This is a genomic window from Micromonospora sp. DT233, assembly GCF_049841815.1.
Lineage (GTDB): Bacteria > Actinomycetota > Actinomycetes > Mycobacteriales > Micromonosporaceae > Micromonospora.
In genome coordinates, this window is the sequence record NZ_JBNCLB010000013.1 from 1 (window position 1) to 15370 (window position 15370).

Here is a 15370-nt window from a genome sequence, read left to right on the forward strand (position 1 = left end):
GTCGACGGGTGGCAGGACATGCCCCTGACCAAGGCCGCCCAGACCGTGCAGGTCTCCGCCTACCCGGATCACTACGCGCAGTGGGAGCAGCTCGCCGCCGACCTCGTCGCCGAGCACTGGAACAGCTGACCCCCGCTCAGCACACGAACCCAGACACACACGCATGCACAAGCAGTCGCACCCGCACGTAGACGCAGTCGTACCGCCGCCGGCCGGGCACCCGCACGCAGGGTGCCGGGCCGGCGGCGTCCGCACGCCCGGAGGCCGGGCCGGCCTGCGGTCCCCGGGTGAGCGACCCGCCGGCCCGCCCGGGGGCCGACTGCCGGCGGCCCGGTGAAACGGATCACCCGGGGCGGGTGGAACAGACCGCCGGGCGGGTAAGTTGTAACCGGTGTCGGTGTGTCAAGTGTCCCCGGGCCTCACCTAAATTGCCGGCGCGGAATACCGTTCGGCTGGAGCCGCGTCGCGCCACTCGCCGAGAGGCGACCTGCACACCGACACCGAGCCGCCCCCGGCCACCAGGCCGGGGGCGGCTTCTGTTCCACCCCGCCCGGCGAGCCCGAGTGCTGCCCGCCGGGGACCCCTCAGGCGGAAAGATCCGGGCCTGGCTCGCAGCCCGCCGCGGATTGGCTTATGTTCAGCAGGTCAGCTTCCGCGCGTGGGGGAGGGGGTGCCCGGATGGGTCTGCGGACGTTCATCGCGGGCTGGCCGGTCTACCGGCAGCTCACCGGCACCGACCCCCTCGGCCGGGGTGCGGCAGCCCAGTCGACCCGCTCGGCGGAGCTGACCGCCCGCACCGAGACCGCCGACAGCGTGGCCCGCTCGGTCTGCCCGTACTGCGCGGTCGGCTGCGGGCAGCGGGTCTTCGTCCACGACGGCCGGGTCACCCAGATCGAGGGCGACCCGGACAGCCCGATCTCGCGCGGCCGGCTCTGCCCCAAGGGCTCGGCCAGCAAGAGCCTGGTCACCAGCCCGCTGCGCCAGACCAAGGTCCGCTACCGCCGGCCGTACGGCACGGAGTGGGAGGACCTGGACCTCGACACCGCCCTCGACATGATCACCGACCGGGTCCTCGCCGCGCGCGAGGAGACCTGGGAGGACGCCGACGACGAGGGCCGTCCGCTCAATCGCACCCTGGGCATCTCCAGCCTGGGCGGGGCGACGCTGGACAACGAGGAGAACTACCTCATCAAGAAGCTCTTCACGGCGATGGGGGCACTCCAGATCGAGAACCAGGCCCGTATTTGACACTCCGCCACCGTCCCCGGTCTGGGGACCAGCTTCGGTCGCGGCGGCGCGACGGACTTCCAGCAGGACCTGGTCAACGCTGACGTCATCGTCATCCAGGGCTCCAACATGGCGGAGGCCCACCCGGTGGGCTTCCAGTGGGTGATGGAGGCCAAGCAGCGCGGCGCCAAGGTCTTCCACGTCGACCCCCGGTTCACCCGGACCAGCGCGCTGGCCGACACGTACCTGCCGATCCGGGCGGGCACCGACATCGCGCTGCTCGGTGGGGTGGTGCGCTACATCCTGGACAACGAGCTGGACTTCCGGGAGTACGTGCTGGCGTACACCAACGCGTCGATGATCGTCAGCGAGAACTTCGCCGACACCGAGGACCTCGACGGGCTCTTCTCCGGCTACAACCCGGAGACCGGCTCGTACGACCAGGCCACCTGGCAGTACGAGGGCCACGAGCGGCGCGCCGAGACCCGGGGCACCGGCAAGGAGCGCGACAGCGCCTCCGGCCTGGAGAACGAGTCGCACGGCCAGCCGGTGCCGGCGCAGGCCCCCCGGGACGAGACGCTGCAACACCCGCGCTGCGTCTACCAGATCCTCAAGCGGCACTTCGCCCGCTACACCCCGGAGATGGTCGAGCGGGTCTGCGGCATCCCGCAGGAGAAGTTCCTGGAACTGGCCCGCGCCTGGACGGAGAACTCCGGCCGGGAGCGCACCGGCGCGCTGGTCTACTCGGTGGGCTGGACGCAGCACAGCGTCGGCGTGCAGTACATCCGCACCGGCGCGATCATCCAGACCCTGCTGGGCAACATCGGCCGGCCCGGCGGCGGCATCCTGGCGCTGCGCGGGCACGCCAGCATCCAGGGCTCCACCGACATCCCGACGCTGTTCAACCTGCTTCCCGGCTACCTGCCGATGCCGCACCACGCCGACCACGTCACCTTCGACGACTGGGTGGACAGCATCCGCCATCCCGGCCAGAAGGGCTTCTGGGGCAACGCCCGCGCGTTCGCCGCCAGTCTGCTCAAGGCGTACTGGGGCGACGCGGCCACCCCGGAGAACGACTTCTGCTACGACTACCTGCCCCGGATGACCGGCGACCACGGCACCTACCAGCAGGTGCTCAACATGATCGACGGCCGGATCAAGGGCTACTTCCTGCTCGGGCAGAACCCGGCGGTCGGCTCCGCGCACGGCAAGGCCCAGCGACTCGGCATGGCCAACCTCGACTGGCTGGTCGTGCGGGACCTGTTCGAGATCGAGAGCGCCACGTTCTGGAAGAACAGCCCCGAGGTGGCCACCGGGGAGATCGTGCCGCAGGAGTGCCGCACGGAGGTGTTCTTCCTGCCCGCCGCGTCGCACGTGGAGAAGGAGGGCACCTTCACCCAGACCCAGCGGATGCTGCAGTGGCGGGAGAAGGCCGTGGAGCCGCCGGGCGACGCCCGCTCCGAGCTGTGGTTCTTCTACCACCTGGGGCGCAAGCTGCGGGAGCGGCTGGCCGACTCCCCGCACCGGCGCGACCGGGCGCTGCTGGACCTGGCGTGGGACTACCCGACGCACGGCCCGCTGGCCGAGCCGAGCGCCGAGGCGGTGCTGCGCGAGATCAACGGCTACGACACCACCACCGGCCGCCCGCTGGGCGGCTTCGCCGAGGCCCGCGACGACGGCTCCACCGCGATCGGCTGCTGGATCTACAGCGGCGTGTACGCCGACGGCGTCAACCAGGCAGCCCGGCGCAAACCCGGCCACGAGCAGGACTGGGTGGCCGCCGAGTGGGGCTGGGCGTGGCCGGCGAACCGCCGCACCCTCTACAACCGGGCCTCCGCCGACCCGCAGGGCCGGCCGTGGAGCGAGCGCAAGAAATACATCTGGTGGGACGCTGAGGCCGGCGAGTGGACCGGCTACGACGTGCCGGACTTCGAGAAGACCAAACCGCCGTCGTACCGGCCGCCGGAGGGCTCCTCCGGGACGGAGGCGATCGCCGGCGACGACCCGTTCGTCATGCAGGGCGACGGCAAGGCCTGGCTGTACGCGCCGAGCGGGGTGCTCGACGGCCCGCTGCCGACGCACTACGAGCCGGCCGAGTCGCCCATGCGCAACCCGATGTACGGCCAGCAGGCCAACCCCACCCGCAAGATCTACGAGCACCCGATCAACCCGATCAACCCGAGCCCGCCGGAGGCGCACAGCGACGTCTTCCCGTACGTGTTCACGGTCAGCCGGCTCACCGAGCACCACACCGCCGGCGCGATGAGCCGCAACGTGCGTCCGCTGGCGGAGTTGCAGCCGGAGATGTTCGTGGAGGTCTCCCCGGAGCTGGCCGCCGAGGTGGGGCTGGCCCACCTGGGCTGGGCGCACCTGGTCAGCGGGCGGGCGGTGATCGAGGCAAGGGTGCTGGTCACCGACCGGCTGACCCCGCTGCGGGTCGACGGGCGGATCATCCACCAGCTCTGGCTGCCGTACCACTTCGGCACCGAGGGCCTGGTCACCGGCGACTCGGCCAACGACCTGTTCGGCATCACCCTGGACCCGAACGTGCTGATCCAGGAGAGCAAGATCGGCACCTGTGACGTGCGGCCCGGCCGGCGTCCCACCGGGCCGGCGCTGCTCGACATGGTCGCCGAGTACCGGCGGCGGGCCGGGATGACCGTCGACCGGCGCATCCCGATGGTCACCACCGACGCGGCCGGCGGCGACGACGCGGCCGGCAGCACCGACGAACGGTCGCCGGGGGCGTCGGCGGGCGAGAAGAGGGACAACGATGCCTGACGCCAACAGCTTCTACGGGCCGCTGGACCCGGCCCCGGACGCCGGCTGGACCGACGCGCAGCCCCGGATGGGGTTCTTCACCGACACCAGCATCTGCATCGGCTGCAAGGCGTGCGAGGTGGCCTGCAAGGAGTGGAACGACGTGCCGGGCTCCGGCCTGGACCTGCTCGGCATGTCGTATGACAACACCGGGGCGCTGACGGCGAACTCGTGGCGGCACGTGGCGTTCGTCGAGCAGCCCCGCCCGGCCGGGCACCGGGCCGCCCCGTTCGCCGGCACCCCCACCGCCGGCACGGTCAGCGCCGCCTCGGCGGCGGTGGCCGCCGGCACGGCCAACGACACCGGCACCAGCGGCGGGGTGCCGCCGGGCGAGTCGGCCGCCGCCGCGCGGATGGTCACCGGCCCGGAGTTCCTCGGCATGCCCGGCGCGCGACCGCCCGGCCGCGACACCGGGGCCGCCGAGCGCACCGACTTCCGCTGGCTGATGATGTCGGACGTCTGCAAGCACTGCACCCACGCCGCGTGCCTGGACGTCTGCCCCACCGGGTCGCTGTTCCGCACCGAGTTCGGCACCGTCGTGGTGCAGGAGGACATCTGCAACGGCTGCGGCTACTGCATCTCCGCCTGCCCGTACGGGGTGATCGACCAGCGCAAGGACGACGGCCGGGCGTGGAAGTGCACGCTCTGCTACGACCGGCTCGGCGCGGGCCAGACCCCGGCGTGCGCGCAGGCCTGCCCGACCGAGTCCATCCAGTACGGTGCTCTCGACGAGCTGCGCGAACGCGCCGCCGAGCGGGTGGCCGTCCTGCACGAGCGGGGCGTGCCCGAGGCCCGCCTCTACGGCCACGACCCGAACGACGGTGTCGGCGGCGACGGGGCGTTCTTCCTGCTCCTGGACGACCCGGAGGTCTACGGGCTGCCCCCGGACCCGGTGGTCACCACCCGCGACCTGCCCCGGATGTGGAAGCACGCCGGGGCGGCCGCCCTGGCCATGGCGGCGGCCGTCGTCGTCGCGTTCGTCGGAGGTTCCTCGTGAGCGACCCGCAGCCCCCGGTGGGCGACCGGTTCCGCCGATACCGCGACGAGGTGGCCGCCCCGACCCGGGGCAGGCGGCGGCGCGGCGGCGGCGGGGAGCAGCTCAACGTCCCACCGGCGGAGTTCACCTCCTACTACGGCCGGCCGGTCCTCAAGCCGCCGGTGTGGAAGTGGGACATCGCCGCGTACCTGTTCACCGGCGGGCTGGCCGCCGGGTCGTCGCTGCTGGCCGCCGGCGGGCAGCTCACCGGCCGCCCGGCGGTGCGCCGCGCCGGCCGGGTCGCCTCGCTGGTGGCGGTGAGCGCCAGCACCTACTTCCTCGTCAACGACCTGGGCCGGCCGGCCCGGTTCCACCACATGCTGCGGGTGGCGAAGGTGACCTCCCCGATGTCGGTGGGCACCTGGATCCTCAGCGTCTTCGGCCCGGCCGCCGGGGTGGCCGCCATCGCCGAGGCCGCCCCGCTGCTGCCCCGGCGGGGCCTGCTCGGGCTGGGCCGCCGACTGCTGCCCCCGGTCGGGCACGCCGCCGGGCTGCTGGCCGCCGCCACCGCGCCGGCCCTGGCCACGTACACCGGGGTGCTGCTGGCCGACACGGCGGTGCCGTCGTGGCACGAGGCGTACCCGGAGCTGCCGACCATCTTCGCGGGCAGCGCCCTGGCCAGCGGCGCGGGCGTGGGGCTGCTCGCCGCGCCCCGCGAGGCGGGCGTCCCGGCCCGGCGGATGGCCGTGGCCGGGGCGGCCCTGGAGCTGTGGGGCTCGCACCGGGTGGAGACCCGCCTGGGGCTGCTCAGCGAGCCCTACCGCATCGGTCGGCCCGGTCGGCTGCTGCGCGCCGGCCGGGTGCTGACCGCCGCCGGGGTGGCCGGCGCGTTCGTCGGCCGCCGCAGCCGGCTGCTGTCGGGGCTGTCGGGGGTGGCGCTGCTGGCCGCGTCGGCGGTGACCCGGTTCGGGATCTTCTACGGCGGCGTCGTCTCCGCCCGCGATCCGAAGTACACGGTGATCCCGCAGCGGGAGCGGGTCGATGCCGGCACCGCCACGGCCCCCTCCGGGGGAGGCTGACGGCCTCCGCGCGCCGGCCGACGATCTTTGTGGTCAAATGGCCGTGGAGGCGTTCAGGTGGCTGGTGCCCCTCCCGGTCTTCAAAACCGGTGTGGTCCGGGACCCGGGCCAGGCGGGTTCGATTCCCGTCCGTCTCCGCCAGGCGACCCTCGGAAAGGACGCGATGCGCGACGCCGACCCCCGCCGGCGGGTGCCGCGCACCGACACCCTGCTGGCCGATCCGCGGCTGGCCGCCGCCGCCGGCACCCTGGGCCGCCGCCGGGTGAAGGCCGCGATCGTCGCCGCCCAGGGCCGGGCCCGCCGCGGCGAGATCACCCCCGAGCAGGTACGCGCCACCGCCCTGGCCGACCTGCCCGCCCCCGCGCCCCGGGCGGTGCTCAACGCCACCGGGGTGGTGCTGCACACCAACCTGGGTCGGGCGGCGCTCTCCGCCGCCGCCGTGGCCGCCCTGGTCGCCGCCGCCGGGCACACCGACGTGGAGCTGGACCTGGCCACCGGGCGGCGGGCCCGCCGGGGCCGCGACGCCCTCGACGCGTTGGCCGCCGCCGTGCCCGACGCCGCCGCCGTGCACGTGGTCAACAACGGCGCCGCCGCCCTGGTGCTGGCCGCCACCGCCCTGGCCGCCGGCCGGGAGATCGTGGTCAGCCGGGGCGAGCTGGTGGAGATCGGCGACGGGTTCCGCCTGCCCGACCTGCTGGCCAGCACCGGGGCCCGGCTGCGGGAGGTGGGCACCACCAACCGCAGCACCCTCGCCGACTACGCCGCCGCGATCGGCCCCGACACCGGCTTCGTGCTGAAGGTCCACCCGTCGAACTTCGTGGTCACCGGCTTCACCAGCGCCGTCGGCGTGGACCGGCTGGCGACCCTCGGCGTGCCGGTGGTCGTCGACATCGGCTCCGGGCTGTTGACCGCCGACCCACTGCTGCCCGACGAACCGGACGCGGCCGGCGCCCTGCGCGCCGGCGCGCACCTGGTCACCGCCAGCGGCGACAAGCTCCTCGGCGGCCCGCAGGCCGGGCTGCTGCTCGGCGACGCCGACCTGCTCGACCGGCTGCGCCGGCACCCCCTGGCCCGCGCCCTGCGGGTCGACAAGCTCACCCTGGCGGCCCTCGCCGCCACCCTGGGCGACCCGGACACCCCCACCCGCGCGGCCCTGCACGCCGACCCGGCGGCCCTGCGGGCGCGCACCGAACGGCTGCGCGACCGACTGACCGCCGACGGCGCCAAGGCCGAGGTGGTGCCCGCCGACGCCGTCGTCGGCGGCGGCGGCGCCCCCGGCGTCACCCTGGACTCGTGGGCCCTGGCCCTGCCCCAGCGGTACGCGCAGCCGCTGCGCGCCGGCGACCCGCCGGTGCTCGGCCGCCTCGCCGGCGGGCGGTTGCTGCTGGACCTGCGCGGCGTTCCCGCCGCCGCCGACGACGCGCTGCGCGCGGCGATCCTGGCCGTGCCGCCGGGGGAGGGCTGACGTGCAGGTGGTGGCCACCGCCGGGCACGTCGACCACGGCAAGTCGACCCTGGTGCGGGCGCTGACCGGGATGGAACCGGACCGGTGGGCCGAGGAACGCCGCCGGGGCATGACCATCGACCTCGGCTTCGCCTGGACCACGCTGCCCTCCGGCGGCACCGTCGCGTTCGTCGACGTCCCCGGCCACGAGCGCTTCGTGCCGAACATGCTCGCCGGCGTCGGCCCCGCCCCGGCGGCGCTGCTGGTGGTCGCCGCCGACGAGGGGTGGATGCCCCAGTCGGCCGAGCACCTGGCCGCCCTGCACGCCCTCGGGGTGTCCCACGGGCTGCTGGTGGTGACCCGCGCGGACCTCGCCGACCCGGGCCCCGCGCTGGCCCAGGCCCGGGCCCGGATCGCCGAGACCTCGCTCGGCGCGGTGGAGGCCGTCGCGGTCTGCGCGCCCACCGGGGCGGGCCTGCCCGAGCTGCGCGCCGCCCTGGACCGCCTCGCCGCCCGGCTGCCCGCCCCGGCGGTCGACGCCCCGGTGCGGCTGTGGGTGGACCGGTCGTTCACCATCCGGGGCAGCGGCACCGTGGTCACCGGCACCCTCGGCGGGGGCCGGCTGGCCGTCGGCGACCACCTCGAACTCGCCGGCACCGGCGAGCCGGTGCGGGTGCGTGGCCTGCACCGCCTCGGCGCCCCCGCCGACCGGGTCGACGCCGTCGCCCGGGTGGCGGTGAACCTGCGCAACGTGGCCCGGGACCGGCTGGGTCGCGGCGACGCCCTGCTCACCCCCGGTCGGTTCGGCCGCACCGACCTGCTCGACGTGCGGGTCGCCGGTGACCCGGCGGCGGACCTGCCGGCCACCCTCACCCTGCACGTCGGCTCCGCCGCCGTCGCCGCCCGGGTGCGCCCGCTGGGCCCGGACACCGCCCGGCTGCGGCTGGCCCGCCCGCTGCCGCTGCTCATCGGCGACCGGGCGCTGCTGCGCGACCCGGGCCGCCACCACGTCGCCGGCGGGGTGACCGTCCTGGACGTGGCCCCGCCGCCGCTGACCCGGCGCGGGGCCGCCGCCGCCCGCGCCGCCGTCCTCGCCGACCTGGACGGCCGCCCGGACCTGGCCGGTGAGCTGCGCCGCCGCCGGCTGGCCCGCCGCGACGACCTGACCCGGATGGGGGTGCCGGTCACCGCCGCCCCGGTGGCCGGCGCGTGGCTGGCCGACCCCGACCACTGGCGGGCCCTGGCCGCCCGGCTGGCCGCCGAGACCACCGCGTACGCCCGCGCGCACCCGCTGGAGCCGGGCGTCCCGCTGGAGGTGCTGCGCCACCGCCTCGACCTGCCCGACCGGGCCCTGGTCGAGGCGCTGGTCCGCCCGCCGCTGCGGGTGCACGCCGGCCGGGTCGCCGTGACCGTCGGCGACGCCCTGCCCGAGGCGGTGGCCCGCGCCGTGGCCCGGGTCCGCGCCGAGTACGGCGACCGCCCGTTCCAGGCCCCGGAGGCGCACCACCTCGCCGAGCTCGGCCTGGGGCCCCGGGAGATCGGGGCGGCGGTGCGCACGGGCGCGCTGCTGCGGCTGGCGGAGAACGTGGTGCTGCTGCCCGGCGCGGTCGACGACGCCGCCCGGGTGCTGGCCCGGCTGCCGCAGCCGTTCACGCTCAGCGCCGCCCGGCAGGCCCTGGACACCACCCGCCGGGTGGCCGTGCCGCTGCTGGAGCTGCTGGACCGCCGGGGGGTGACCCGCCGGCTCCCCGACGCCGCCCGCGTCATGGCCACCCCACCGGACTGAGCCCGCCGGGCCCGGCGGTGGCCTAGCGTGACGGGATGGACCCTTCGGCGGTCTGGCGGGACCGCAGCCACCGGTGGCGCATCGAGGCGTACCGGGCCCCGGACCTCAGGTTCGCCGTCTTCGCCACCAACGGCACCACCGAATCGGCGCCGCTGTGGCTGTTCGGGATGGCCGCCCTGGCCCGCTGGTTGATGACCCACGCCATCTCCCTGGACGACCTGGAGACCGACTGAGGGCCGCGAGGCCGCTCGTGGGCCCGGAACCGACCCAGGGCCCGGGGACCGGCCGGCAGGGGCCACCCGGATGGGGGAAACCGGCCCGTTCGCCGGGCGTGGGGCCGGGTCGCCTCCGTACCGTCCGGGACGTGAAGGACCGAGGAATGCGCACGGCCGTGGCGGTGCTCGCCGGCCTGGCGGTCGTCTACTTCGGCAGCCGGGGCCGCAGCCCCGACGAGGGCGCCGGGGTCTCCGGCGGCGTGGTGGTCCTCGCCGTCCTCGCCGCAGCCCTGGCCTGGTACCTGACCCGGCCGCAGAACGACACCACGAAGTAGGCCGTCAGCGGGCGGCGACCGGCTGCGGGACCTCACCCAGGGCGGCCCGCACCAGCGCCGAGGCCAGCCGGCCGAAGTCGTCGGCGGGCACCAGCGCCGCCAGCGCGTCGGGGCTCGCCGGCAGGCCCACCCGTTTCGCCCCGGCCAGGGTGCGCCGGTCGGCGTACGGGCGCAGGTCGGGCCAGACCGTCTGCGCCTCGCGTAGGAAGATCTCCGCACCGGTGGGGCCGATGCCGGGGAACTCGGTGAGCAGCCGGCGCAGCGCCGCCGGGTCCCCGCCGGCCTCCCGGCGCAGCCGGCGCAGGTCACCGTGCCACCGGTCCAGGCAGAGCCGGGCGCCGTCGCCGAGTTCGGTGGCGGTCCGCTCGTCGTAGCGGCGGTAGTGCGCCCGCCCCAGCGCGGCGATCCGGTCGGAGCGGCGCGACGCCGCCATGGCCTGCGGGGTGCGGTACCCGGCCGCCCGCAGTTCCCGGGCCGCCGCCACCGCCACCGAGGCGCGGATCCGGGTGCTCAGCAGGGTCGTCAGCACCAGCAGCTGGTACAGCGGGCCGGGCCGGTCGGCGAGCGTGATGCCCGCCTCCTGGGCGTAGGTGCGGCCCTGCCGCTCCAGCAGGGTGCGCGCGGTGCTCCGGGCGTCTGCCATCCGCTGCGGGTACCCGCTCCGCCGCCGGCCACCCGCCCGAGGCGACCACAATCGCGAACGGCGTCGCCGGCGACCGAATGGCGCGGACGGCGGCGGGTAAGCCTTGCGTGGGCGCGGCCGACGTCGCGCCCACCGTCCCGGAAGGAGACTCCCGTGTCGAATCCGCAACAGCCGGAGCTGCGCCGCAACGCGCGCAACGACGCCGTGCAGGACGCCAAGGGCCCCGGCGCGTCGGGCCACCCGCTGCACCAGGGCAAATCCAAGGGCGACGAGGGTCGGGCCGTGCCGCGCGGCCAGACCTCGCCGTACGGCCCGACCGGCGGCCCGGTGGCCGACGACGACAGCGCCTAGCGCCGGGTCTACGCGGGCGGCCGCAGCCGGTTCAGCGTGGCTGCGGCCGCCAACCCGTACGCCAGGTGCGGCACGACGTCCGACGCCCAATCGGTGCGGCTCCACCGGCGCGGGTCGGTCACGCCCAACGCGGTCATCGAGCCGTCCGACATCGCCATGACGCCCCCGCCGAGCAGCCCCACCGCCACCGGCAGCGGCACCCGCCGACCCCCGCTGATCAGGGCGAAGGCGACCCCGGCGGCGACGCCGACGCCGTACCCGAGCAGGGGCCCGAGGCCCGCGCGGCGGTTCGCCGCGCGATCTTCGGGCCCCAGGTCCACGTGGGCGAGCCCGGCCATCCGGGCCGCGGTCTCGTCGGGGGTGCCGCTGGCCGGTCGGGCCCGCAGCACCATGTCGAGGTAGCTGACCACGTTCAGCGCGGTGCTGCCCACCGCCCCGGCGATCGCCCCGTCGACCAGTCTCGCCCCGCTCACCGGGGATCGCCCGGTTCGCGTTCACCCTTGGGGCCGTAGGTCCGTTCGCCCCGCACCACACCGCGTTGTCCCCGGTCGTCGCGCAGGATCCGGTTGGCGACCCGGTTGGCCTCGGAGTCCGCCGCTCGTCCGGAGTTCTCGATCAGGTCGCGCAGCCGAGCCCGCTGCTTGTCGTACGCGTTGCTGCCCGGTCGTGGTCCTGGCATCGCCGCCTCCTCGGGCGTCGCTGGGGTCGTTGGCGTACGCCGTCTACCCGCCTGCGCCGCGACCAACCGTCACCCGCGCTCAGGCCGGGGCGCGGACCACGGCGACGGGGCAGTCGGCGCGGTGCAGCACGGCGTGCCCGACGGAGCCGAGCAGCAGGCCGGTGAGCTCGCCGTGGCCGGTGCCGCCGACGACGAGCAGCTGCGCGTCGCCGGCGGCCTCGGTCAGGGCCGCCGCCGGCCGCCGCCGGGCCAGCACCCGCTCGAGGCGCAGCCCCGGCCAGCGCCCGGCGAGGCCGGCGACGGCGTCGTCGAGCACCCGGTGTTCCGTGCCGCGCAGCTTCTGCTCGTCGTAGACCAGGGGTTGCATGTCGCCGGGACCCTCCGAGGCCGGGTGCCGGTAGGCGTGCACGGCCCGCAGGGCCACCCCGCGCGCCACCGCCTCCTCGGCGGCGAACTCCGCGGCCGCCTGGGACGCCGCGGAGCCGTCCACCCCGACCACCACGGGCCCGTCGGCGCGTTCGGCGCCCCGGGCCACCAGCACGGGGCAGCCGGCGTACGCGGCGACCTGCACCGCCACGGAGCCGACCATCAGGGCGGCGAAGCCACCCAGCCCCCGGTCGCCGAGGACGATCAGCGCGGCCGTGGGGGACTCACCGACCAGCACGGCCGACGCCGACCCGTCGATGACCTCCCCGGTGACCCGCAGTCCCGGCTGGGCCGCCTCGGCCTGCGCCACCGCCTCGTCGACCAGCCGGGTGGCCTGCTCGCGCAGCCCCGCCCCGGGTGGGCTGCCGGGCGCCGGGCCCAGGGGCGCGCGCAGCAGCGGCCAGATGAAGCCGTGCACCACCCGCAGCGCCCGGCCGCGCCGGGCGGCCGTCGCGGCGGCGAGCCGGACGGCCCGCAGGGCCGACGGCGACCCGTCCACCCCGACCACCACCGCCGCGCCGTTGGCCGCGTTCACCGCCGTACCTCCTCCGCCGTGGCCCCGCCGTCAGTATCGCGACCCGCCGGCGGTCGCCGTGGCGATACCGCGCACCGGGTGCGGCCGTTACGCTGACGGCGACCCGTCGGGCGGAGGCGCGCATGTCGATGGAAGAGGCCGACCGACCCAGCACCGCCCGCATGATCGACTTCTGGCTCGGCGGCGCGCACCACTTCCCGGTCGACGTGGCCGCCGCGCGGGCCTTCGAGACGGCGTACGGGCCCTGCGCGCCGCTCTTCCGCGAGCTGCGGGCCTTCCTCGGCCGGGCGGTGCGGGCGATGACCGCCGCCGGAATGGACTCCTTCCTGGTCTTCGGCGCGGGCGTGCCCACCCGGGGCAACGTGCACGAGGCCGCGCCGGAGGCGACGGTGCTCTACACCGACGTGGACCCGGTGACCGTCCGGCTCGGTCAGCGGATCCTGGCCGGCGACGACCGGGCCGGGTACGGCTACGGCGACGCCACCGACCTCGCCACGGTCGACCCGGCGCTGCTGCGCCGCCTCGTGCCCGGCTGGGGGCGCCGGCCGGTCGGGGTGGTCTTCCTCGGGCTGGCCGCGTTCCTCGACGACGCGACGCTCGCCCGGACCCTCGACGAGCTGTACGCCGCGACCGCCCCCGGCAGCCTGCTGGCGGTGGACTTCGACAGCGAGGAGCTCGCGGCGCACCCGCAGGCCCTGGCGCTGATGGGGCCGGCGTTCCGGATGCGGGCGCCGGCGGCGTTCCCCGTGCTGCTGGGCCGCTGGACGCCGACCGGGGACGGGATCGTCCCGGTGACCCACTGGCGGCCCGAGCGGCCCCCGGCGCTGCTGCCGGACGCCTTCCACGGCGGGCTGGCCATGCGTCGCCCCGACTGAATCCCCCGGTCACCGGGGACGTCGTCGGCGCGTACCGACCGGGCGGGTCGGTGCGGGTCGGGGCTCCGTATGATGCTTGCCGTACGGCAAGAGTTGTCGGAGGGTGATGATGTCGGACGCGTCCGGAGCGGTGTCGCGCGCCCTGCGCGAGGCGCCGCCCGACCTGTTGGTCGAGACTGCGGACCGGGCCGTCCGGGGCACCCTGAAGGCGTCGCGCACCGACGTCTTCGTCGCCGACTACCGGATCAGCGGGCTGTGGCCGGTGCTCGACCCCGACCTGCCCGACGCGGGCTTCCTGTCCTGCCACGGCGTGGCCCAGCGCTGTTTCAGCAGCCAGCAGCCGGTCTTCGACTCCGGCGACGACGGCCGGTGCCGGGCGTACCTCCCGCTGACCGTCTGGGGGGAGCGCCTCGGCGTCTTCCTGGTCGAGCTGCCCGACAGCCCTTCGACGGAGACGGTGGAGCAGGCCCGGGAGGTCGCCGGTGAGCTGGCGCTCGCGCTGCGCGCGGCCGACCGGCAGACCGACCGGTACCGCCGGGCCCGCCGCCGGGAGCGGCTGAGCATGGCCGCCGAGATGCAGTGGGACCTGCTGCCGGGGCGCAGCGTGACGCACGGGGCGTTCCTGCTGGCCGGGCAGCTCGAGCCGGCGTACTCGGTCAACGGTGACCACTTCGACTGGTCGGTCGACGGCGACCGGCTCACCCTGACGGTGCTCAACGGCGCCGGCACGGGCCTGTCGGCGGCGCTGCTGACGGCGGTGACGGTCAACGCGATGCGCAACGCCCGCCGCTCCGGTGGCGGCCTGGTCGAGCAGGCCGAGCTGGCGTCGGACACCATCTTCTTCCAGCACCGGGGGGAGCGGCACGTGGCGACGCTGCTGCTGGACCTGGACACCACCGACGGCCGGGTGCGGGCGGTCGACGCCGGCTCCCCGCACCTGCTGCGGCTGCGCGGGCGTTCGGTGGCCCGGGTGCCGCTGGAGCAGCAGCTTCCCCTGGGCATGTTCGCCGAGACCCGCTACGAGGTGCAGGAGTTCACCGTGGAAGCGGGGGACCGCCTCTTCGTCGTCAGCGACGGGGTGTACGCGGCGGCGCCCGGCGACCGCGAGCCGTACGGGGAACGGGCCATGGCGCGGTCCATGCGCGCGACGCGGCTTCAGCCGGCGACCGAGGCAGTTGGTACGGTGATGCGCGGACTGCAGTCCTACCATGCCGAAGTCGATCTCCGTGACGACGCCGTGGTCGTCTGCCTCGACTGGCACGGCCGGGGCGGGTAAGCGGCCGGTTGGGCGCGGTGACCTGGCGGCAAGTGGAACACGACCGGACATTCGCAGGGGACGTCGGTGAAGCAACCTCTGGATCTCGCCGCGGCGATCGCCACGGCCGCCGAGGCGCTCGTCGGCGTCCTGGACGCCACCGGTTCCCGCCACCAGCTGACCGTCTCGCCCACGCAGCTGCGGGTGCTCTGGCTGATCAGCACCCGCCCGGGGACCAACGTCAACGGGCTGGCGGAGCTGCTCGACGTGGTCCCGTCGTCGGCGAGCCGGCTCTGCGACCGGTTGGAGGCGATCGGGCTGCTGCGCCGGGCCGCCGACCCCCGGGACCGCCGGGAGGTCCGGCTGGTGCCGACGGCCGCGGCCGAGGCCCTGCTGCAGGAGTTGGCGCAGCGTCGGCAGCGGGCGGTCGGCGCGGTGCTGGAGCGGATGCCGGTGCGGGCCCAGCACGAGCTGCTGCTGGCGCTGGTGGCGTTCGGTCAGGCCGCCAGGTCGGCCGCGACGACCGTCCAGGCGGAGACGCCGGCCCGCAGCGCCTGACGGCACCCGACAACCCGCACCACATTCATCCTAGGACGCCCTACACGTGGTGACCACCGTCACCACCACACCGCAGGGCAGCCGCCCCGGGGCGAACCACTTCGGTCCGTGGGCCCACGACAGGGCCGGATATAGTGGCAGCGCAACTCGCCGGCCGGCGGTCGCC

The 15370-nt window shown here is 75.8% G+C and carries 15 protein-coding genes and 1 tRNA gene; 12 read left to right on the top strand and 4 right to left on the bottom strand.

Annotation, left to right across the window (positions count from 1 at the left end; translation table 11 throughout):
* Nucleotides 1-678: 678 nt before the first annotated feature.
* The 8 genes from fdh (at nucleotide 679) to ACLQ2V_RS22330 (ending at nucleotide 9882) form a co-directional block, all read left to right on the top strand.
* Nucleotides 679-4008, top strand: coding sequence for a formate dehydrogenase (gene fdh, locus ACLQ2V_RS22295; protein ID WP_425720500.1), 3330 nt, complete (start codon nucleotides 679-681; stop codon nucleotides 4006-4008).
* Nucleotides 4001-5044 carry a 4Fe-4S dicluster domain-containing protein gene (locus ACLQ2V_RS22300; RefSeq protein WP_425720501.1) on the top strand — a complete coding sequence of 348 codons (1044 nt, stop codon included), beginning with the start codon at nucleotides 4001-4003 and terminating at the stop codon, nucleotides 5042-5044. Before fdh ends, ACLQ2V_RS22300 begins: the two co-directional genes overlap by 8 nt.
* On the top strand, nucleotides 5041-6102 hold the full coding sequence (gene nrfD, locus ACLQ2V_RS22305; protein ID WP_425720502.1) for an NrfD/PsrC family molybdoenzyme membrane anchor subunit: 1062 nt from the start codon (nucleotides 5041-5043) through the stop codon (nucleotides 6100-6102). Before ACLQ2V_RS22300 ends, nrfD begins: the two co-directional genes overlap by 4 nt.
* 45 nt (nucleotides 6103-6147) lie before the next feature.
* A tRNA-Sec gene (locus tag ACLQ2V_RS22310) sits at nucleotides 6148-6243 on the top strand.
* A gap of 22 nt (nucleotides 6244-6265) precedes the next feature.
* Entirely contained in the window at nucleotides 6266-7567 is a 1302-nt protein-coding gene (gene selA / locus ACLQ2V_RS22315) for an L-seryl-tRNA(Sec) selenium transferase (RefSeq protein WP_425720503.1), read from the top strand.
* A gap of 1 nt (nucleotide 7568) precedes the next feature.
* Nucleotides 7569-9332, top strand: a complete 1764-nt coding sequence (selB, locus tag ACLQ2V_RS22320; RefSeq protein ID WP_425720504.1) for a selenocysteine-specific translation elongation factor — start codon at nucleotides 7569-7571, stop codon at nucleotides 9330-9332.
* Nucleotides 9333-9367: 35 nt separating this feature from the next.
* On the top strand, nucleotides 9368-9565 hold the full coding sequence (locus ACLQ2V_RS22325) for a hypothetical protein (protein ID WP_320068763.1): 198 nt from the start codon (nucleotides 9368-9370) through the stop codon (nucleotides 9563-9565).
* A 146-nt stretch (nucleotides 9566-9711) separates the two neighbouring features.
* Nucleotides 9712-9882 carry an amidophosphoribosyltransferase gene (locus ACLQ2V_RS22330; RefSeq protein WP_425720647.1) on the top strand — a complete coding sequence of 57 codons (171 nt, stop codon included), beginning with the start codon at nucleotides 9712-9714 and terminating at the stop codon, nucleotides 9880-9882.
* Between the two features lie 4 nt (nucleotides 9883-9886).
* On the opposite strand, the gene ACLQ2V_RS22335 is transcribed toward ACLQ2V_RS22330, so the two are convergent.
* Entirely contained in the window at nucleotides 9887-10525 is a 639-nt protein-coding gene (locus tag ACLQ2V_RS22335) for a hypothetical protein (RefSeq protein ID WP_425720505.1), read from the bottom strand.
* A gap of 153 nt (nucleotides 10526-10678) precedes the next feature.
* Here ACLQ2V_RS22335 and ACLQ2V_RS22340 point away from each other — a divergent pair, with 153 nt between their 5' ends.
* On the top strand, nucleotides 10679-10876 hold the full coding sequence (locus ACLQ2V_RS22340; RefSeq protein WP_425720506.1) for a hypothetical protein: 198 nt from the start codon (nucleotides 10679-10681) through the stop codon (nucleotides 10874-10876).
* 8 nt (nucleotides 10877-10884) lie between these two features.
* Here the strand turns inward: ACLQ2V_RS22340 and ACLQ2V_RS22345 are convergent, their stop codons facing one another.
* From ACLQ2V_RS22345 to ACLQ2V_RS22355, 3 genes are all read right to left on the bottom strand, one after another.
* Nucleotides 10885-11349 (bottom strand): hypothetical protein, encoded by a 465-nt coding sequence (locus ACLQ2V_RS22345; protein WP_425720507.1) that lies wholly within the window; start codon nucleotides 11347-11349, stop codon nucleotides 10885-10887.
* Nucleotides 11346-11555 carry a phosphatidylethanolamine-binding protein gene (locus tag ACLQ2V_RS22350; protein WP_425720508.1) on the bottom strand — a complete coding sequence of 70 codons (210 nt, stop codon included), beginning with the start codon at nucleotides 11553-11555 and terminating at the stop codon, nucleotides 11346-11348. The genes ACLQ2V_RS22345 and ACLQ2V_RS22350 overlap by 4 nt, the downstream gene beginning before the upstream one ends.
* 79 nt (nucleotides 11556-11634) lie before the next feature.
* Nucleotides 11635-12516 carry a universal stress protein gene (locus tag ACLQ2V_RS22355; RefSeq protein ID WP_425720509.1) on the bottom strand — a complete coding sequence of 294 codons (882 nt, stop codon included), beginning with the start codon at nucleotides 12514-12516 and terminating at the stop codon, nucleotides 11635-11637.
* Between the two features lie 122 nt (nucleotides 12517-12638).
* On the opposite strand from ACLQ2V_RS22355, the gene ACLQ2V_RS22360 reads away from it, so the two are divergent.
* The 3 genes from ACLQ2V_RS22360 (at nucleotide 12639) to ACLQ2V_RS22370 (ending at nucleotide 15204) form a co-directional block, all read left to right on the top strand.
* On the top strand, nucleotides 12639-13391 hold the full coding sequence (locus ACLQ2V_RS22360; RefSeq protein ID WP_425720510.1) for an SAM-dependent methyltransferase: 753 nt from the start codon (nucleotides 12639-12641) through the stop codon (nucleotides 13389-13391).
* A 109-nt stretch (nucleotides 13392-13500) separates the two neighbouring features.
* Nucleotides 13501-14667, top strand: a complete 1167-nt coding sequence (locus tag ACLQ2V_RS22365) for a PP2C family protein-serine/threonine phosphatase (RefSeq protein ID WP_425720511.1) — start codon at nucleotides 13501-13503, stop codon at nucleotides 14665-14667.
* 66 nt (nucleotides 14668-14733) lie between these two features.
* The gene (locus ACLQ2V_RS22370; RefSeq protein WP_425720512.1) at nucleotides 14734-15204 is read left to right on the top strand and encodes a MarR family transcriptional regulator; all 471 of its coding nucleotides are present in this window, start codon (nucleotides 14734-14736) and stop codon (nucleotides 15202-15204) included.
* Nucleotides 15205-15370: the final 166 nt, after the last annotated feature.